The 18,121-nt window shown below is 72.5% G+C and carries 17 protein-coding genes; 11 read left to right on the forward strand and 6 right to left on the reverse strand.

What is annotated here, in order from left to right; all coding sequences use genetic code 11:
- The first annotated feature begins 56 nt into the window (after window positions 1–56).
- From AB0G02_RS06625 to AB0G02_RS06635, 3 genes are read left to right on the forward strand one after another with little or no spacing between them, the layout of a single operon-like run.
- Window positions 57–1,154 (forward strand): Re/Si-specific NAD(P)(+) transhydrogenase subunit alpha, encoded by a 1,098-nt coding sequence (locus AB0G02_RS06625; RefSeq protein ID WP_360790324.1) that lies wholly within the window; start codon window positions 57–59, stop codon window positions 1,152–1,154.
- The gene (locus AB0G02_RS06630) at window positions 1,112–1,483 is read left to right on the forward strand and encodes an NAD(P) transhydrogenase subunit alpha (RefSeq protein ID WP_360790367.1); all 372 of its coding nucleotides are present in this window, start codon (window positions 1,112–1,114) and stop codon (window positions 1,481–1,483) included. Before AB0G02_RS06625 ends, AB0G02_RS06630 begins: the two co-directional genes overlap by 43 nt.
- Complete coding sequence (locus tag AB0G02_RS06635) at window positions 1,480–2,850, forward strand: NAD(P)(+) transhydrogenase (Re/Si-specific) subunit beta (RefSeq protein WP_360790327.1); 1,371 nt, start codon at window positions 1,480–1,482, stop codon at window positions 2,848–2,850. The genes AB0G02_RS06630 and AB0G02_RS06635 overlap by 4 nt, the downstream gene beginning before the upstream one ends.
- On the opposite strand, the gene AB0G02_RS06640 is transcribed toward AB0G02_RS06635, so the two are convergent.
- Genes AB0G02_RS06640 through AB0G02_RS06650 form a run of 3 tightly spaced genes read right to left on the reverse strand, consistent with a single transcriptional unit; the run spans window position 2,847 to window position 7,067 of the window.
- Window positions 2,847–4,928, reverse strand: a complete 2,082-nt coding sequence (locus AB0G02_RS06640) for a diguanylate cyclase (RefSeq protein ID WP_360790330.1) — start codon at window positions 4,926–4,928, stop codon at window positions 2,847–2,849. The two genes, AB0G02_RS06635 and AB0G02_RS06640, sit on opposite strands and share 4 nt — an antisense overlap.
- Complete coding sequence (locus tag AB0G02_RS06645) at window positions 4,925–5,731, reverse strand: SAM-dependent methyltransferase (protein WP_360790333.1); 807 nt, start codon at window positions 5,729–5,731, stop codon at window positions 4,925–4,927. The genes AB0G02_RS06640 and AB0G02_RS06645 overlap by 4 nt, the downstream gene beginning before the upstream one ends.
- 55 nt (window positions 5,732–5,786) lie before the next feature.
- Window positions 5,787–7,067, reverse strand: a complete 1,281-nt coding sequence (locus AB0G02_RS06650) for an MFS transporter (protein ID WP_360790336.1) — start codon at window positions 7,065–7,067, stop codon at window positions 5,787–5,789.
- Window positions 7,068–7,120: 53 nt separating this feature from the next.
- On the opposite strand from AB0G02_RS06650, the gene AB0G02_RS06655 reads away from it, so the two are divergent.
- The 3 genes from AB0G02_RS06655 to AB0G02_RS06665 are packed head-to-tail and all read left to right on the forward strand — an operon-like array spanning window position 7,121 to window position 8,227.
- On the forward strand, window positions 7,121–7,558 hold the full coding sequence (locus AB0G02_RS06655; RefSeq protein WP_360790339.1) for a MarR family winged helix-turn-helix transcriptional regulator: 438 nt from the start codon (window positions 7,121–7,123) through the stop codon (window positions 7,556–7,558).
- Entirely contained in the window at window positions 7,548–7,898 is a 351-nt protein-coding gene (locus tag AB0G02_RS06660) for a CrcB family protein (protein WP_360790342.1), read from the forward strand. The genes AB0G02_RS06655 and AB0G02_RS06660 overlap by 11 nt, the downstream gene beginning before the upstream one ends.
- Window positions 7,895–8,227 carry a CrcB family protein gene (locus AB0G02_RS06665; protein ID WP_360790344.1) on the forward strand — a complete coding sequence of 111 codons (333 nt, stop codon included), beginning with the start codon at window positions 7,895–7,897 and terminating at the stop codon, window positions 8,225–8,227. The genes AB0G02_RS06660 and AB0G02_RS06665 overlap by 4 nt, the downstream gene beginning before the upstream one ends.
- Here AB0G02_RS06665 and AB0G02_RS06670 read toward each other — a convergent pair.
- Both AB0G02_RS06670 and AB0G02_RS06675 read right to left on the reverse strand, forming a co-directional pair.
- On the reverse strand, window positions 8,217–10,406 hold the full coding sequence (locus AB0G02_RS06670; protein ID WP_360790370.1) for a UvrD-helicase domain-containing protein: 2,190 nt from the start codon (window positions 10,404–10,406) through the stop codon (window positions 8,217–8,219). The two genes, AB0G02_RS06665 and AB0G02_RS06670, sit on opposite strands and share 11 nt — an antisense overlap.
- A 356-nt stretch (window positions 10,407–10,762) precedes the next feature.
- Window positions 10,763–11,614, reverse strand: coding sequence for an SGNH/GDSL hydrolase family protein (locus AB0G02_RS06675; RefSeq protein ID WP_360790347.1), 852 nt, complete (start codon window positions 11,612–11,614; stop codon window positions 10,763–10,765).
- Between the two features lie 283 nt (window positions 11,615–11,897).
- Between AB0G02_RS06675 and AB0G02_RS06680 the strand changes: the two genes are divergently transcribed.
- From AB0G02_RS06680 to AB0G02_RS06695, 4 genes are all read left to right on the forward strand, one after another.
- Window positions 11,898–12,671 (forward strand): hypothetical protein, encoded by a 774-nt coding sequence (locus tag AB0G02_RS06680; protein ID WP_360790350.1) that lies wholly within the window; start codon window positions 11,898–11,900, stop codon window positions 12,669–12,671.
- A 144-nt stretch (window positions 12,672–12,815) separates the two neighbouring features.
- Window positions 12,816–13,424: a TetR/AcrR family transcriptional regulator gene (locus AB0G02_RS06685; protein WP_360790353.1), complete on the forward strand. Its 609-nt coding sequence runs from the start codon at window positions 12,816–12,818 to the stop codon at window positions 13,422–13,424.
- A 168-nt stretch (window positions 13,425–13,592) separates the two neighbouring features.
- Window positions 13,593–15,008 (forward strand): NAD(P)/FAD-dependent oxidoreductase, encoded by a 1,416-nt coding sequence (locus AB0G02_RS06690; RefSeq protein ID WP_360790355.1) that lies wholly within the window; start codon window positions 13,593–13,595, stop codon window positions 15,006–15,008.
- A 128-nt stretch (window positions 15,009–15,136) separates the two neighbouring features.
- Window positions 15,137–15,508: a hypothetical protein gene (locus AB0G02_RS06695; RefSeq protein WP_360790358.1), complete on the forward strand. Its 372-nt coding sequence runs from the start codon at window positions 15,137–15,139 to the stop codon at window positions 15,506–15,508.
- A 13-nt stretch (window positions 15,509–15,521) separates the two neighbouring features.
- Here AB0G02_RS06695 and AB0G02_RS06700 read toward each other — a convergent pair whose 3' ends face one another.
- Window positions 15,522–16,769, reverse strand: a complete 1,248-nt coding sequence (locus AB0G02_RS06700; RefSeq protein WP_360790361.1) for a hypothetical protein — start codon at window positions 16,767–16,769, stop codon at window positions 15,522–15,524.
- Between the two features lie 431 nt (window positions 16,770–17,200).
- Between AB0G02_RS06700 and AB0G02_RS06705 the strand changes: the two genes are divergently transcribed.
- On the forward strand, window positions 17,201–17,704 hold the full coding sequence (locus AB0G02_RS06705; protein ID WP_123743506.1) for a DUF3145 domain-containing protein: 504 nt from the start codon (window positions 17,201–17,203) through the stop codon (window positions 17,702–17,704).
- The last annotated feature ends 417 nt before the right edge of the window (window positions 17,705–18,121 follow it).

The raw sequence follows: 18,121 nt of genomic DNA on the forward strand, positions 1-18,121 counted from the left end.
AACGTGAACGCACACGTGTGGCGTAGATCACCTTCAGCGGTCTAGGGTGACTCTCCGTGAGAGTGGGCATACCCGTCGAGGCGCGGCCCGCCGAGCGCCGCGTAGCAGGTCTACCGGAAACGGTGACCACGCTGATCGGTGCCGGACTCACGGTCGACGTGCAAGCCGGAGCGGGCCGACACGCCCGAGCCTCCGACGCCGCCTACCGCGCAGCCGGTGCGAACGTCATCGCCGACCACCCGGCCGGTCAGTCCGACGTGGTCGTCTCCGTCCAACCGCCGACACCCGAGCAGGCCGCCGCCCTCCGGGAGGGCGACATCACGATCAGCTTCCTGCAGCCCCACGGCGAACGGGAGCTGATCGAGGTGCTCCTGGCCAACAAGGTCACCGCGTTCAGCCTCGACCTGCTACCGAGGGTGACCCGGGCGCAGGCCGCCGACGCCCTGTCCTCGCAGGCCCTCGTGGCGGGCTACCGGGCGGTGGTCGAGGCGGCCAACCGGCTGCCCAAGTTCCTGCCCATGTTCACCACGGCCGCGGGCACCATCCCGCCCGCCAAGGTGCTCGTCCTCGGCGCGGGCGTGGCCGGGCTCCAGGCCATCGCCACGGCCCGGCGGCTCGGCGCGGTCGTCGAGGCCTACGACGTCCGCGCGGCGGCCAGGGACGAGGTCCGCAGCCTCGGCGCGAGGTTCCTGGAACTGGACCTGGAGACCCAGCAGGGCGTCTACGCCGAGGCGCAGTCGGAGACGTTCCTGGAACGCCAGCGCGAGCTGATCGCGGACCGGGTCGCCGCCTCCGACGTGGTGATCTCCACCGCCGCCATCCCCGGCCGCAAGGCGCCCGTGCTGGTCACCGACGACATGCTCAAGTCGATGGCGCCCGGTTCGGTGGTGGTGGACCTGGCCGCCGAGTCCGGTGGCAACGTCACCGCGAGCAGCCCCGGCGAGGAGACCTGGGTCGGGGAGGTGCTGGTCTACGGCGCGAAGAACATGCCGAGCACCATGCCGGTGCACGCCAGCAGGCTCTACGCGCGCAACGTGGCGAACCTCCTGCTGATGATGACGAAGGACGGCCGGGTGGTCCCCGACCTCACCGACGAGGTGCTGGCCGGCTGCTGCCTCACGCACGCGGGCGAGCTGAGGAGGGAGCTGCCGTGATCGACCTGTTGACGATCTTCGTGCTGGCCGTGTTCGTCGGCTTCGAGGTCGTGTCGAAGGTGTCCACGATCCTGCACACGCCGCTGATGTCGGGCGCGAACGCCATCCACGGCGTCATCCTGGTCGGCGCCATCCTCATCACCGGCCGCGCCGAGCGCCCGCTGGAGGTCGTGCTCGGCCTCGCCGCGGTCTTCCTGGCCACGGTCAACGTGGTGGGCGGCTTCGTGGTCACCGACCGGATGCTGGAGATGTTCAAGGGCCACCGGACGTCCAAGGCGTCCGCCGAGGTCAAGAGCGCGACCAACGGGCACAAGGGGACGGGACGATGAGCAGCCCCACCTGGGTCCAGCTCGCCTACCTCGTCGCCGCGCTGTGCTTCGTGCTGGCGCTCAAGGGCCTGAGCACGCCGAAGTACGCCCGCGCGGGCAACCTGCTCGGCGCGGCGGGCATGGCGCTGGCCGTGGTCACCGCGTTCGTGCACGGCGCGGTCCACAACGGACTGCTCATCCTGCTCGCCGTGGCGGCGGGCGTGGTCGTGGGCATCCCGGCCGCGCGGTCGGTGAAGATGACCGCCATCCCGCAGATGGTGGCGCTGTTCAACGGCGTCGGCGGTGCGGCGGCGGCCCTGGTGGCGTTGACCGAGTTCCTGGCCGTCCCGCACGGCTCGGTGCTGTTCCAGGTCGCCACCGTGCTCACCGTGCTGATCGGCTCGGTCAGCTTCTCCGGCAGCGTGGTCACCTTCCTCAAGCTCCAGGAGGTCATGACCACCCGGCCGGTGCTGCTGCCCGCGGGCCAGTTCCTCGCCATCGGCGTCGCCGCGGTGAGCGCCGCGCTGGCGCTGGCCGTCGTGCTCACCGGCAGCAGCACGCTGCTGGTGCTGCTGGCGCTGGCCGGTCTCGCGCTCGGCGCGCTGTTCGTGCTGCCGGTGGGCGGCGCGGACGTGCCGATCGCGATCTCGCTGCTCAACGCGTTCACCGGCCTGGCCGTCGCGGCGTCCGGTTACGTGCTGGCCAACACCCTGCTGATCGTCTCCGGCACGCTCGTCGGCGCGTCCGGCACGATCCTGACCCGGCTGATGGCGCAGGCCATGGGCCGACCGCTGACCAACATCCTGTTCGGCGCGTTCCAGGCCACGGCGGTCGCCGCGCACACCGACGAGCAGCGCACCGTCCGCTCCGGCACGGTCGAGGACGTCGCGATCCTGCTCGGCTACGCGCACTCCGTCCTCGTCGTCCCCGGTTACGGCCTGGCCGTGGCCCAGGGGCAGCACGCGGCGCGGGAGCTGGCGCAGGTGCTGGAGCAGCGCGGGATCACGGTGCACTACGGCATCCACCCCGTCGCGGGCCGGATGCCGGGCCACATGAACGTGCTGCTGGCCGAGGCGGACGTGCCGTACGAGCACCTCAAGGAGCTCGACGACGTCAACCCCGGCATCGGCAGCGTCGACGTGGTGCTGGTCGTCGGCGCGAACGACGTGGTCAACCCGGGCGCGCGGGACGAGCCGAGCAGCCCCATCTACGGCATGCCGATCTTCGACGTGGACCGGGCGAAGGCCGTGGTGTTCATGAAGCGCTCGATGCGGCCCGGCTTCGCGGGCGTGGACAACAGCCTGCTCTACAACCCGAAGACGACCATGCTGTTCGGTGACGCCAAGGAGTCGCTGACCAAGCTGCTGGCGGCGGTGAAGCAGGTCTAGGCGCCGGACAGCTCGTACCCCGGCACGGCGGGCGCGAGGTGGTCGCCGAACGCGGCGTCCGCCTCGGTGCCCGTCCACCACGCCACCCGGCCCTCGGTGGACAGGTCGGGCACCAGCACGGACACCCCGGACGACCGGATCAGCCCCACCATCCCCGCCATCCCCCGGTGCAGGAACGACTCCGGCCGCTCCGCGAGCCTGCGCACCACCGACGGTTCGAGCACCAGCGCGTCCACCGGCAGGTCGGTGAGCAGCGACAGCTCCGCCTGCCCGCCGTTGAACCGGGCCAGGCCGGTGCCGATCCCGTTGTCGTGCAGCACCTGCGCGTTGTCCTCGCCCGCGCCGTCGAGCATCGACCGGGTGTCCAGGAAGATCCGCAGCCGGGACTCGGGCAACCCGGTCTCGTCCAGCGTCCGCTTCACCGTGCGCACCAGGTCCTCGTCGCGCGACTGCATGGGCGACAGCTCGAAGTACAGCGCCCCGAAGTCGCCGGGCGCGGTCGGGTCGGACCCGGACGCCCGGACCGCGTCGGCCGCCGCCTCGCGCAGCGCCCACTGGCCCAGCGCCAGGGAGAGCCCGGTCGCCTCGGCCAGGTCCGTGCACTCCTCGTGCCCGGCCCCCTCCCAGCGCAGCCGGGCCACGTGCCCGAGCACCCGCCGGTCGGCCAGGTCGAGCACGGGCTGGTACTCGACCTCGATCTCGCCGTCGACCAGCGCGCCGGGCATCCGCGCGGCCCGCGCCTGCCGTTCCCGGAACCGCTGGTCGGCGTACCGGTCGTAGGGCAGCCACTGCTGCTTGCCGGACGCCTTGGCCCGGCGCACGGTCGCGTCGGCGGCGCGCAGCACCTCGGCCGCGTCCCAGGCCGCCGGTGGCCGGTCGACCACGCCGATGGCGGCGGACACGGCCACGCCGCCCTCCGCCGGCCGCCGCAGCGCCTCGTTGATCCGCTCGACCATGGCGGGCACGGTCGGCGTGGACGGCGAGTTGTCCACCACGATGGCGAACTCGTCCCCGCCCAGCCGCGCGACGACCGCGCTCTCGTCCGCCACCAGCGCTTCGAGCCGGCGGCCGACCTCGGTGAGCAGCCGGTCCCCGACCGCGTGCCCCAGCCCGTTGTTCACCACCGAGAACCCGTCCAGGTCCAGGTGGTAGAGCGTGATGCCGTCGCGTGACGTGCCGTGCAGCGCCTCCAGCCGGGCGGCGAACCGCGGCCGGTTGGACAGGCCGGTGAGCGAGTCGTGCAGCAGCTGGAAGTCCAGGTTCTTGCGCAGCAGGTGCAGTTCGCTGACGTCCTCGACCATCGTCACGTGGTACGCGGGTTCGCCGTCCGCGTCCCGCAGCAACGACACCGCCAGGTGCGCCCACACCGGCTCGCCGTCCTCGCGCAGCAGCAGCCGCTGCTCCCGGGCCCGTTCCAGCCGGCCCTCGGCGATGGCCCGGTAGGTCGCCGCCAGCGCTTCCTGGTCGGCCGGGTCGACCAGGTCGAGCAGCCGACGACCGGTCAGCTCGGTTTGGTCGCGGCCGACCATCTCGGCCAGCGCGCCGTTCGCCTGGACGCACTCGCCGCGCAGGTCGGTGATCGCGATGCCGAACGCGGAGGAGTCGAACACCTCGCGGAACCGGGCCTCGCTGACCTCCAGCACCCGTTCGGCGCGCAGCTTGGCCAGCATGAGCGCGCGCTGGAGCTCCTCCTGCTGGTCGAACGCGTCGATCCGCATCGCCGTGGCGAAGCTCGCGCTCACGCTGCCCAGGATGGCGACGACCTTCTCCGCCAGCCGCGGCACGTCCTGCAGCTCGGGGGTGAACAGCAGGGCGTGCCCGAGGACGCCCACCGTGCGCTGCACCGTCTCCGGACCGGTGAAGTGGGCCCGGACCAGCCGCTCACCGACCGCGCCGACCGGCTCGACGGTGAACGGCTCGGCCTGGATCGCGTCCGCGATCACGTGGACGAGGTCGAGCAGGAACAGCTCGATCTCGACCGGCGACATCGGCACGTACGCGGTCGGGTAGACGGCGCGCATCCACTCGCGTGCGATGTCCTGCCGCCGGCTCCTGGGTGGTGGCGAGGTGTCGCTCACGTCCTGCGGCCCACCCCGGCGAGGATCCCCGACCGGTCCGCGTCCTCCTCGGCGGCGCCTTCCTCCGGCCGCCACAGCGGCAGCGGCACCACGCCGGGTTCGACCAGCTCGAAGCCGTCGAACAGGGCGGTGATCTCGGCGCGGGTGCGGGAGTACATCGGGTTCGCGCTGTCGCGCATCACGGCCTCGATCCCGGCCATCTCCTCGGGCTGGAGGTCGGAGGTGAACTGGGACAGCGCCAGGTAGCTGCCCGGCACGACGGCGTCGCGGTACGCGGCGACCACGCCCGCCGGGTCGCTCCCGGGCGGCACGAAGTGGAACACCCCCACGGCGAGCACGCCGACCGGCTCGGTGAAGTCGAGCAGGCCGGTGGCGCGGACCTCCGCGAGCACCGCGTCCGGCTCCGTCAGGTCCTGCTGGACCACGGTGGACCGGTCGTCGTCCCCGAGGATCATCCGGCTGTGCGCGACCGCGACGTCCTCGAAGTCCACGTAGACGACGCGGGCGCCGGGTGCGGCCCGCTGGGCGATCTCGTGCACGTTGCCGACGGTCGGGATGCCGGAACCCAGGTCGAGGAACTGCCGCACGCCGGCGTCGACCAGGTGCAGCACGGCGCGGCGCAGGAACGCCCGGTTGAGGCGGGCGATGGTGCGGCCGTTGGGCTGGGCGAGCAGGAACCTCTCCGCGAGCTCGCGGTCGGCCGCGAAGTTGTGGCCGCCGCCGAGCAGGTAGTCGTAGAGGCGCGCGGCGCTGGGCAGCGCGGTGTCGACGTCGTCCGGGACCCAGCTCAGCCGATCCGCCACCGCTCCCTCACCCGTGTGTGCGTCCACCGGGACCCCGCGCCCCGGCGGGGCGAGACTACTGATCCCCAGGTGCCGTGGGCAGGGGCCGCGACCGCTTGTCCCCGATCGGCGTACAGGCCGCCAGCAGGGCGATCACCGCCAGTGCGGCGAAGGAAACCCGCGTCCCGAGGTGTTCGTGCACGAAGATCGGCACGGCCACGCCGAACGCGGTGCCGAGGGCTCTCGCGAGGTTCACCAGTCCGCCACCCGATCCGGCGTCACCCCGTGGGAGGGCGCTGAGGACGGCCGCGTTGTTGGCCGGTGTGAACAGGCCGAGCCCCAGGCCCAACGCGACCAGGGCGACCGGGTGGACCTGCCACGCCAGCGCCGCGCACGCCGCCGTGGCCAGCGCCGCGCCGGTGCGGGCGGGCTTCCAGGGCAGCGCCGCGCCGAGCGCGAACCCGACCGGCAGCGCGGTGAGCAGCAGCCCGGTCGCGAACGGGCCGCGGTCGGACGTGAGCGGCACCAGGACCAGCGGCCCGAACAGCACCAGGTACCCGCACGTCGCGCCCAGCAGCCCGCGCTTGACCCGGCGCACCAGCGGCTCGCGCCACACGTAGCCGAGGCCGGCCGGGATCGCGAGCAGCAGCAGGAACGGGCTCGCGCCGGACAGCACCAGCAGCAGCGCGGTGGTGGCCGTGGCGAGCAGCACGACGGCGACCCCGTCGACCGGCCCGGCGCCGCGCTCACGGGTGCGCGGCAGCAGGAAGTGGCCCGCCAGCAGGGCGAGCGCCCCGACGGGCACGTTGATCGCGAACACCCACTGCCACCCGAACGCCTCGACCAGCAGGCCGCCGACCGTCGGCCCGAGCGCCAGCCCCAACGCCTGCGCGGTGGCCTGCACACCCAGCGCCCGGCGCATCCGCTCGCGCGGCACCGCCGCCACCACCAGCGCCACGCTGTTGGCCTGCAACATCGCCGCGCCCAGCGCCTGCACCACCCGGAACGCGATCAGCACGTCCAGGTCCCGCGCCACCGCGCACGCCGCCGACGCGCCGGTGAACACCAAGAACCCGTACAGGTACACGAGCTTGCGCCCGCGCCGGTCCGACCACTTGCCGATCGGCGCGACGAACGCGGCCAGCGTCAGCAGGTAGGCCAGCGACACCCACTGCGGCGACGCGCCGAAGTCGTCCCGCAATGCGGGCAGGGCGAGTGTGACGACGCTCGCGTCGAACTGCCCGAGGAACGCGCCCAGGCACACCGTGGCCACGGCGAGCCAGGGCGCACCGGCCCAGGTGGCGACCCACCGCGGTCGGGGCGACTCCACGACCAACCAGTGCCAGGAGCGATTCATCGCCACCAGACTATATCTGGGTCAGACATATCGCGACCCAGTACCATTCGCGCATGTCAGACGAGGCACGCTCGCTCACCGACGTGGTCACGAGGCTCCGCCGGGCACTGCGCACGAGCATCCGGTCGGAATGGCCGTGGGACTCCCTGCCGATGGCGCAGGTGGAGCTGCTCCAGACGCTCGCCGAGCGTCCCCCGATGCGCGTGGGCGACCTCGCGGCCGAACTGCGGTTGGCGCCCAACACGGTCAGCGGCCTGGTCGGCCAGCTGATCGAGGGCGGCCTGGTGGAGCGGGGCGGCGACCCCACCGACCGCCGCGTGGCCCGCCTCTCGGTGACACCGCAGGGCCACGAGCAGCTGGCCGTCTGGCAGGCCGCGCACGAGAAGCGCATCGGTTCGGCGCTGGACAGGCTCGAACCGGGGGAGCGCGCCGACGTGGTCCGCGCCCTGGCTGCCCTGGACCACCTGGTGGACCACCTGCGTGCGCACTGATCCGCGGACCGTCGCCGCCGTCGCCGCGGGAGGCGGCCTCGGCGGCCTGGCGCGCTACGGGCTGACCTCGGTGGTCCACGGCCCGTGGGGCACGCTGCTGGTCAACGTCGTGGGCTGCGCCCTGATCGGGGTGCTCATGGTCCTGCTGCCGCGGCTGCACCCGCTGGCCCGTCCGTTCTTCGGCGTGGGCGTGCTCGGCGGCTTCACCACGTTCTCCGGGTACGCGCTGGACGTCGTGCACCTCGGGTGGTCGGCGTTCGCCTACCTGCTGGGGACCTTGCTCCTGGCCTTGGGCGCGACGTTCGCCGCCATGGCCGTGACCCGCCGGGTGACGACGTGACCGTGCTGCTGGTGTTCGCCGGGGCGGCGGTGGGCGCGACCCTCAGGTTCCTGGCCGGGTTGCTGGTGCGGCGGTCGTTCCCGTGGGCCACGCTCGCGGTCAACGTCGTCGGCTCGTTCGTGCTGGGCTGCGTCGCGGGCGGCGAACCGGGCCTGTCGGCGCTGCTCGGCACCGGCCTGTGCGGCGGCCTGACGACCTACAGCACGTTCAGCTACGAGACGATCCGGCTGGCCGAGGACGGCCACCACTGGCGGGCGTTCGCGAACGTCGCCGCCAACGTCACGGCCGGCGTGGCCGCCGCCGCCCTCGGCTACGCCCTCACCCGGTAGTCGCCAACCTGCCCAGCACCTCCGGCAGCTCGCCGGTGTGCACGACGCCGAGCCGCTGCGTGGCCCGGGTCAGCGCCACGTACAGGTCGCTCGCGCCGCGCGGCGACTCGGCCAGGATGCCCGCCGGGTCCACCACCAGCACCGAGTCGAACTCCAGGCCCTTCGCGTCGGTCACCGCCAGCACGACGACCTGCGCGTCGAGGTCGTCCGACGCGCCCGGCACGGCGGCCCGCAGCGACGCCACCGACGCGGCCGGGACGATCACCGCCAGCTTGCCGTCACCGATCGCGGCGACCTCCTTGTCCACCAACGACGGCAGCGCCTCGGTCAACGACGGCACCCGCAGGCTCCACGGCTGGTAACCGCTGTCCCGCACCGAGGTCGGCGGCACGAGGTCCGGGCCGACCGACGCCAGCACGTCCGCCGCCACGGCCATGATCTCCGACGGCGTCCGGTAGTTCACCGTCAGCTCGGTGAGCTTCCAGCGGTCCATCACGTACGGCGACAGCACCTCCTGCCACGACGACGCGCCCGCGATGTCGCCGGTCTGCGCGATGTCCCCGACCACGGTCATCGACTTGGAGGGGCACCGCCGCATCAACGTCCGCCACGCCATCGGGGAGAGCTCCTGCGCCTCGTCCACGATGACGTGCCCGAACGTCCACGTCCGGTCCGCCGCCGCCCGCTCGGCCGCCGTCTCGTAGCGCTCGGCGCCGTGCCGCTCGGCCAGCCGGTAGGCGTCGACCAGGTCGGTCGCCATGAGGATGTCCGGGTCGGCGTCGTCCTCCAGGTCGAGGATGTCCAGCACGCCCTGCGCGTAGTCGATCGCCTGCCGCCGCTGCCGCTCGGCCCGCGCCTTGGCCTCCGTGTCGTCCTCGCCCAGCAGCTCCGCCGCCTCGTCCAGCAGCGGCACGTCGGCGGGCGTCCACTCGGAGCCGCGGGGACGGGCCAGCAGCTCGCGCTCGGCGGGCGAGAGCTTCGGCGTGGCCTTGGCGATGAGCTTCGGCGACGCGTACAGGTCCTCCAGCAACCGCTGGGGCGACAGGGTCGGCCACAGGTTCTCGATCGCCGCCTGCACCGCCGGGTCCTCGCGCAGCTCGCGGCGGATGTCATCGATGTCGGCCTGGTCGAGCAGGTGCCGGCCCAGGCGGGACACCGCCTGCGACGCCAGCGTCGAGATGATCTCCCGCTGGAACGTCCGCCGCGCCTCGTTGTGCGGGCGCCTGGTCCGCCGCGCCCGGCCGCGGGCGTCGGTGATCGCACGCCGGTCCAGCCGCAGCACGTCCTGCTCGAACGGCACCTCGACCAGGCCCGGCGCCTCCTGCCGGTCGCGGATGGCGTGCGCCACCACGTCCGCCATCTCGATGCGGCCCTTCAGCGCGGCCACCTCGGCGGGTTCGCGGCCGACCGCCGTCAGGTCGGGGAACAGCTCCCCGACGGTCGACAGCAGCACGCCGGTCTCGCCCAGCGAGGGCAGCACCTGCCCGATGTAGCGCAGGAAGGTGGCGTTCGGCCCGACCACCAGCACGCCGCGCTTCGCCAGCTGCCGCCGGTGCGTGTAGAGCAGGTAGGCGGCGCGGTGCAGCGCCACCGCGGTCTTGCCCGTGCCCGGACCGCCCTGCACGACGACCACGCCGTTCAGCTCGGTGCGGATGATCTTGTCCTGCTCGGCCTGGATGGTCGCGACGATGTCGCCCATCTGGCCGGTGCGGCTCGCGTTCACCGCGGCCAGCAGGGTGGCCTCACCGGTCAGCCCCTCGGACGGGCGCCGGAGGTCGACCGAGTTGATGTCCAGCACCTCGTCGTCGAAGCCGACGACCTTGCGCTGCTTGGTCCTCAGGTGCCTGCGCCGGCGCACGCCCTCCGGTGCGGCGGCGGTGGCCAGGTAGAACGGGCGGGCGGCGGGCGCGCGCCAGTCCATCAGCAGCGGCTCGTATTCCTTGTCCTCGTCGAACAAGCCGATCCGGCCGATGTAGAACCGGTCGTCGGTGTCGAAGTCGAGCCGGCCGAAGCACAACCCGTTCTCCACCGCGCTGTACTGCGCCAGCTGATCGGAGTACATCGCCACCGAGGTGTCCCGCTCGGAGCGCATCTGGTGCGTCCCGCCGGTTTGCCGCAGCGCCCCGGCCAGGCGCTTCGAGCTCTGCTCGCGGAGGTCGTCCAGCCTGCCGTACAGCATCGACACGTATTCCTGCTCCGACTCGGTTTCCGCGAGCCGGAGGTCATCGGAGGGGCTTGACAACGTGCCTCATTTCTGGATAGCGTGGTTTATCAGCCTGTGTTGCATTCGGCTGACAGTTCCCTGCGCCCGTGCTGCGCAGAACGTCTAATCTACTACACGTTCTTCGCGTCGGTGCCTGCAGAACTCCACGCCCGCGGCCGGTGTCCCGTGACGTGGGAACGCCGCCGCCGAGCGGTGCTCGACGACGGCGTCCGGGGGTGCGGCCCCCGCCCGTGACCGGCTCGCGCCGGGTCCTCTCCGGTCCTGTTCCGCCCGGTCCTGTTCGCCCGATCCTCCCGATCCGCGCCGAGGCCTCAGAGCCGGGCGGCGACGATCCGGCCGATGGCGGCCATGCCGCTCGCGTTCGGGTGCATCGGCGCGGCCGGGCCGGTCGGCACCACCCCTTCGAACCACCGCGCGGCCGACTGCGCGCACGCGTCGTGGCCCGCGCTCGGCGGCTCGATGTCGACGAACTCCGCGCCGTGCGCGGCCGACTCCCGCGCGAACACCCCGTTCAGCCGGTGGATGGCTCCCTGGAGGTAGTCCGCGTCCCGGCCCCACAGCGGCTGCTCGGGGTAGCAGCCGCCGGGCTGGATGTAGGTGCCGTAGCCGACCACGACCACCCGCGCCGCGGGCGCCCGCTCCGCGATCAGGTCGAGCGCGGCGCCGAACTCGGCGGCGTAGGCGTCGATCCGCTCGGCCAGCCGGTCCCGGCCGGCCGCGGTGAGGCGGTCGCGGCACGACCGGCCGAGTGGCTCGGGCAGCAGGTTGACGCAGCCGATCGCCTCACCGACCAGGTCGACGTCGTTGCCGCCGACGGTCAGCGTGACCAGGTCGGTCTCCGGGCTCAGCGCGTCCGCCTGCGGGGCCTGGGCCCCGTCGATCGTCGACTGCGGCCCGGTCAGGTCCTCGGTGACCGCGCCGGAGCACGTCACGTCGGTGAGCCGGGCGCCGAGGTGCGCCGCCAGCACGGACGGCCAGTTGCGGGTCGAGCGCAGGCAGCCGGGCGCCTCCGGGTCCTGCGTCGGGATGAGCGGTCCCGCGGCGGCCGAGTCACCGAGCGCGACGTACTCGACGTCCGGCTCGGCGCTCGCCTGGCCGGCGGGCCACGTGATCGACAACGCCGCCAGTACCGCCGGTAGTGCCGCCGCTAGCAACCTGCGCACGTTCGACTCCTCTGCGTGATCGGGTGTCCTTCGGGGGACATGATGTGGCCTGCGCCACGGCGGTGCGGTCGGGAAACGGTGCAGATCACCCAGGAGGGGCGTTTCGCCGGGTCGGTCGTGGACGGGGTCGGCTGCGGCTTCTGCTCCGGCTTCTGCTCCGGTGCGGTGCGCGCGACCCGGGGCGGTACGCGGGGTGAGGGTGGGGCCACCGGATGAGCGGCTGTGCGCCGGCATGCGGGTGAAAACCGATCAAGTCGGCCGATCGCCCGGCACCCTGGGAGGGGTGAAGGAGAAGCGCCAGGAGCTGGCGAGGCTGTGCCGCGTCGCGGTGGACCGGCCGAGGTGGCAGCTCGGGTTCGCTGTGGTCGTGTCGGTGTGGACCCTGGCGTGGGTGGTGGGTCAGGCGTTCGGCGAGCCGAGCCCGCTGGAGGTGCTGCCGGTGCGCTGGGCGGGCCTGCCGACGGGGTGGCTTGACTCGACGCGGGGTTGGTTCGACGGCCGCACCGGGTTCCTGGCGGTGGCCGGTGGCCTGCTGTGGGCGATGACGAGCCCCGGCCGGCAGGCGTCGGCGTCGTTCGGCTGGCTCGCGGTGATGGCGGCGGCCGAGGACGTCGGGTACGTCGCGGTGCGGTGGGCGCTGCTGGTGTTCGCGGTCTTCCTCGTGGTGATGGGGCTGGTGTCGCTCACCGGGCGGCGGGCGTTCGTGGTCGACCGGCTCGCGGTCATCCCGCGGGACGTGGCGCGGGCGGCCGCCACGGCGGTCGCGCTGTCGGCGGTGGTGCCGCTGGTCGCGCCCGGCCTGGCGCTGGCCCGGTTGGTCGGTCCCTACGTGACTCGGCCGCCGCGCCGCCGGGTGGGGGAGCCGATCGTGCGACCGGCTTCCGCCGAACGGCCCGCGACCGGTGCGGCAGCCGGTGGGACGGCGGTCGGGACGGTCGGTGCCACAGCCGGTGCGACCACCGGTGAAACGGCCGGTGAACTGCCCAAACCGGTCCCGGCGCAGCGGGCCGCGACGACGCTCGGGTCGGATTTCCGGATCGGCTCCGCGCGCGAATAGGTTTTGCACCCCAACAATCAAGCCGAGGAAAGACGAGCGAACCTCACATCACATTCCGGAATCGTCTGTTTGGGCTTACCGGTCCGTATCCATCAAGATGTGCGCGTGCCAGAAAATCCCGCCGAAAACCGCTTAGCCAGGGTGATGCGTCGTCAGCCCGTTCAGCAGCGCGGCGCCGCCACGGTCTCCGCGATTGTCGATGCCTGTGCGACACTGCTCAACGACTACGACTACGACGACATCACCACCGCCCGGATCGTCGAGCTCGCAGGCGTGCCAATTGGGTCGTTCTACCAATACTTCCCGGACAAGCGTTCTGTTGTGCACGCGTTGGCGCTGCGCGGCATGGAGGAGTACCTCGCGCGGGTCGAATCGCTGTTCACAGAGGGTCGGCTCGCCGAGGACTGGCGGGAAGCGGTGCAGCAGGTCGTCGGCATCTACCTGCGGATGCTGGTCGAGATGCCCGGTTTCGGCCGGGTGCGGTTCAGCGACCTGCTCGACGGCCACCGCCTCGACTCCTCGGTCGACCAGTACGAGCTGATGGCCGAGCGGTTGCGCGACCTGTTCCTCGGCCGCTTCGCGGTGCGCGGTGACGCGCCCGTCACGTTGACGTTCCGGATGGCCGCCCAGACCGCCGACGCGATGTTCAAGCTGGCCGAGCGCGTCGAGCCCGACGAGCGCCCGGTGGTCCTCCGCACCGCCGACGGCGTGATCACGAAGATGCTCGCCGGGGTGTTCGACCCCGCCCGGTGATCCCGCTGCGGCTCGGCCGTGCCCGACCACCCGCCCGTCCGGTCGACCCGTGCCGTCCGCTCGACCTGTCCTGCCTGGTCGTCCGGGTCTGACCACCCCCGCACCTGCCCGGATGATCCCGACCCGCTCGGACTTGCCGCGCCGGTCCGGGTGGTGTGGGGTGGACCGGTGAGCGACGACTTCGACGTGATCGTGATCGGCGGCGGCCCGGTGGGCGAGAACGCCGCCGCCCGGACCGCCGCCGGTGGACTGCGGACCGCGCTGGTGGAGGGCGAACGCCTCGGGGGTGAGTGCTCGTACTGGGCCTGCATGCCCAGCAAGGCGTTGCTGCGCCCCGGCCACGCGCTCGCCGCCGCCCGCCGGGTGCCGGGGGTGCCGGTCGGGGAGCGGCTGGACGCCGCCCAGGTGTTGAAGCGGCGCAACAGCTTCACCTCCGACTGGGACGACGCGGGCCAGGTCGGGTGGGCCGAGGGCGCCGGGCTGACCGTCGTCCGCGGCCGCGGCCGGCTCGTGGGTGAGCGCCAAGTCGAGGTCGAGGACGTCCAGGGCGGGCAGGAGGGCGGGGGCGGAGGTCGTCGCGTGCTGACCGCCACCAAGGCGGTCGTGGTGTGCACCGGCAGCGTCCCGCGCATCCCGTCGCTGCCCGGCCTGTCCGACGTGCCGTACTGGACGTCGCGCGAGGCGACCTCCGCGCAGGAGGTGCCCGAGTCGCTGGTGGTGCTCGGCGGCGGGGTGGTCGGCGTCGAGATGGCCCAGGCGTGGGCCCGGCTCGGGTCGGACGTCACGCTGGTCGTCTCCGGCGAGCGGCCGCTGCCGAAGTTCGAGGCGTTCGCGGGCGACCTGGTCGCTGACGGCCTGCGCGAGGACGGCATCCGGATCGTCTCCGGCGTCAAGGCGACCGGGGTGTCCACTTCGGACGGCGGCGTGTCGTTGCGGCTGTCCGACGACACGGAGGTGACGGGCAGGCACCTGCTGGTCGCGACCGGCCGTCAGCCGGCGACGTTCGACCTCGGTGTGGAGCAGTTCGGCTTCACCGCCGGGCAGGCGCTGGAGGTCGACGACACCGGCCGGGTGTCCGGAGTGGACTGGCTGTACGCGGCGGGTGACGTCACGGGCCGCGCGTTGCTGACCCACCAGGGCAAGTACGCCGCTCGCGCGGTAGGCACCGCGATCCTCACCGACGCCACCGACCCGGAGCCGTGGACGGCGCCGGTCGCCACGGCCGACCACACGGCCGTGCCGCAGGTGGTGTTCACCGACCCGGAGGTCGCGGCGGTCGGGTGGACCGAGGCGCAGGCCCGCGAGGCCGGCCTGGACATCCGGGTGATCGACCTGGACATCGCGGTGGCCGGGTCGTCCCTGCACGCCGACGGGTACAAGGGCAAGGCGCGGATGATCGTGGACGAGCGCAAGCGGACGCTCGTCGGCGTCACGTTCGCCGGTCCGGACGTCGCGGAGCTGATCCACGCGGCCACCATCGCGATCGTCGGCGAGGTCACCGTGGACCGGTTGTGGCACGCGGTCCCGGCCTACCCGACCATCAGCGAGGTGTGGTTGCGGCTGCTGGAGGCGTACGGCCTCTGACGCTGCGTGCACGGTGTGTCAGCACACCGTGCACGCCCGGAGGGAGAGTGCCGCCGACTGCCGTAGGGCCCTGCCGCCATAGGCACTCTCCTCCGCAAAATGCGGCTTCAACTCTCTACACTGCCGGTGTGACCAGGGGAACAGTGGTGGTGGCGATCGGCGCGGTGCTCTGGTGCACCTTCGTCCTCGCGTCCACGTTCCTGCCCGGCGGGCCCTGCTGGCCGCCGCTCGCGGTGCACCTGCCGGGGTTCCTGGTCGTGCCGGTCGTCGTCCACACGTTGTGGCGCGCGCGTTCGACCGCGCTGCTGTGCCTGGCCCACGTGCCCAAGTCGGTGCTGTTCCCGGGGTTCGCGCTCGCGGTCGGCGGGTGGCTGTTCTCGTTCGGCGCGATCGCGGGCAGGCCGGGCACCGAGGCGCTGTGCGCGATGGGCGGTCTGGTGATCGTGCTGCACGTGGCGTTCGGGTTGATCAGCGTCGGCATGGTGCGCACCGGTCGCTGAGCGCGGGAAAGGGTTACTGCTGCGCGGCGGGAAGCCGTAACGCCTGCTCGGTGACCTGGGCCAGCTTGGGGTCCGCCGGGTCCTGCTCGCCCTCGGCCCAGACCACTTGAGTGATCCGCACCAGCGCGCCCTTCACCGACACGCGGATCGCGGACCGGTCGAACGTCGACGGCCCGCCCGGCCACGCCTTGCCCTCCTGCACCAGCGCGCTGACGCCGCCGGTGCCGGGTGCGGACGCGAGCGCGTGCAGCTCACCCGCCCTGGTGGCGTCGGGCAGGCTCAGCTCCGCGATCGCGACACCCGCCTTCCGACCGTCCACTGTGGTCTCGTACTGCGCGCGCCTCAGCTGCATGCAGAGGTGCGTGGACAGCCAGGCCCGCACGTCGCCGAACGTGTGCGGGGCGCAGTCGTCGGTGCGGTCCGAGCCGCGCTGCGCGAAGTTCCGACCGTCCACGACGACGGTGGTCGGCTGCGGGGTCGGCGTGGTGGAGGGGCTGCTGTCCGCGGTGTCGCCGGACGACAGGGAGAGGATCAGCGCGATGATCAGCAGCACGGCGACGATCAAGCCGGCCACGTAGGGCAGCAGCCTGCGGCCGGGTTTCGGCGGCGTGACCTTCGGCAGCAGCATGGTGCTGGCCGACGCCAGGTCGGCCGCCGCGTCGGAGAAGCCCTCCGCGATCAGGCGGGCGCGCTCGGGGGGCGAGCCGGTCGGCGCGAGCACGGCGAGCAGCTTGGCGGCGTGCGCGGCCGAGCAGGGCCGGTCGCTGGTGCCGAGCTCGCGCGCGGCGGCCAGCAGCGTCGTCGGCTTGGGGTGCAGGACGCGGACGCCCCGGTTGAGGTCCACGGTCGGCTGCACGACCTGGCCGACGTACGGGCCGACGGCCACCACGGTGGTGACCGGCAGCGGCTCGCCGCGCATGTCCTGGATGCGGCGGGCGACGGCGGTGGTGGCCTCCAGCGCCTCGGCGGCCGGGCTCGTCGCGCCGTCGGGACGGGTCAGCGGCCAGCCATCGATCTTCCACTGGCCGTTGAGCGGCGCCTCCAGCCGCATGGCCGGGTCCGGCAGGTCCACGCCGACGACCACGAGCACACCGCGCGGCAGCACGATCACGGCGTCCAGGTCGCGCGGGCAGTCCGGCGGACGCACCCCGAGCAGCGCGACACCGCCGAGCACGGCGTCGCCGTTGCCCCACGTGCTCAACGCGGCGCGCACGTCGGCGCCCACCGCGGAGGGCTCGGGTCCGAGTCGGATCAGCCGCACGAGATCACCACGGGACCAAGGTCGGATCGTTCGGCGTTCCACACGGTCGGACACGGTAGCGCCGTGGTGATCGGAGGTGCCGCGCGCATCGCGTGAGACGACGTCGGGTGACAACGATCACGGGTGCGCCGGGTGTGGCTCGATGTGTGTGATCTGCGTGATCGTGTGAGGTCTTGATCATCTGTGTTGATCACGGGAACGTATCCGGATGATCCCGGAAAGTGACCTTGTGGCCCAGAACCGGGCCGCGAGGTCGTCGATTTAGGGTCGAAAGTCCTGTATCTGACCCGCCTGGGTGAGGAACGGGATGGTTCTTATGGCGGACTGCTGCCGTAGCGGGCAGAATGACCAAGTCGGGAATTCGCAAGATCGTCCGCATCCTCGAGAGGTCGTAGGGGAAGACGTCCCTCGTCGAGTAGCGGAGGTCAGCTGTGAGCACCCGTGGCAGCAGCAGTGGCGTGGTCTACGTCCACTCGTCGCCGTCTGCGGTCTGTCCGCACGTCGAGTGGGCGATCTCGGGCACCCTCGGTGAGCGAGCGGACCTCAAGTGGGCGGCGCAACCCGCGGCGCCCGGTCAGTTGCGCGCCGAGTGCAACTGGACCGGCGATGCCGGCACCGGAGCCAGACTCGTGTCCGCCCTCAGGGCGTGGCCGATGCTCAGGTTCGAGGTGACGGAAGACCCGAGTCCGGGAGTGGACGGCGTGCGGTACTGCTTCGCGCCCGTGCTGGGCCTGTGGCACGCCCGCACCAGCGCGAACGGCGACATCGTCGTGTCCGAGGACCAGTTGCGCGCCTTGGCCGCGCGGAGCAGGGGTGGTGAGTCGTTCGCGCACGGGGTCGACGAGATCCTGGGCGCGGCTTGGGATGACGCCCTCGAACCGTTCCGGCGTGCCGGGGACGGCGCTCCGGTGACCTGGCTGCACCGCGTGGGCTGACCCCCACCCGTCCCCCGCCACCCCGGTCTGCCGACCCGGTCTGCCGCGCGCGTTCTCGCTGGTACCGCGCGTGTCCTACGTCCAGAACGCGCGTGTCCTACGTTCAGAACGCGCGTGTCCTACGTTGGCGTGCGCTGAGTTGAGCGTTCAGGACGGTGGAGCGCGAGAGTCCTACGTTCAGAGCGCGAGAGTCCTACGTTCAGAGCGCGAGAGTCCTACGTTCAGAGCACGTGAGTTCAACGCTCAGCGTGTGGTGGTCCTGGTCGGCTCGATTTGACATGGGGCCCTTACGGGCACCCCAGGCAGGCCAAAGCCGGCAGGCCCAGCGGGGTAAAGCGTCCCGCCGGGCCTGCCGGCTTCGTCCAGCCTAAGGCACCCGAACCCCTGTCAAATCGGGGCATGGTGGGGTGGTGGCGG

The organism is Actinosynnema sp. NPDC023658, assembly GCF_040639995.1.
In the GTDB taxonomy this organism is placed as follows: Bacteria; Actinomycetota; Actinomycetes; order Mycobacteriales; family Pseudonocardiaceae; genus Actinosynnema.

Coding starts and splice junctions, on each gene's coding strand:
- AB0G02_RS06635 (WP_360790327.1), top strand. CDS start 1,480: ATGAGCAGCCCCACCTGGGTCCAGCTCGCCTACCTCGTCGCCGCGCTG.
- AB0G02_RS06650 (WP_360790336.1), bottom strand. CDS start 7,067: ATGAATCGCTCCTGGCACTGGTTGGTCGTGGAGTCGCCCCGACCGCGG.
- AB0G02_RS06655 (WP_360790339.1), top strand. CDS start 7,121: ATGTCAGACGAGGCACGCTCGCTCACCGACGTGGTCACGAGGCTCCGC.
- AB0G02_RS06670 (WP_360790370.1), bottom strand. CDS start 10,406: ATGCTGTACGGCAGGCTGGACGACCTCCGCGAGCAGAGCTCGAAGCGC.
- AB0G02_RS06685 (WP_360790353.1), top strand. CDS start 12,816: ATGCGTCGTCAGCCCGTTCAGCAGCGCGGCGCCGCCACGGTCTCCGCG.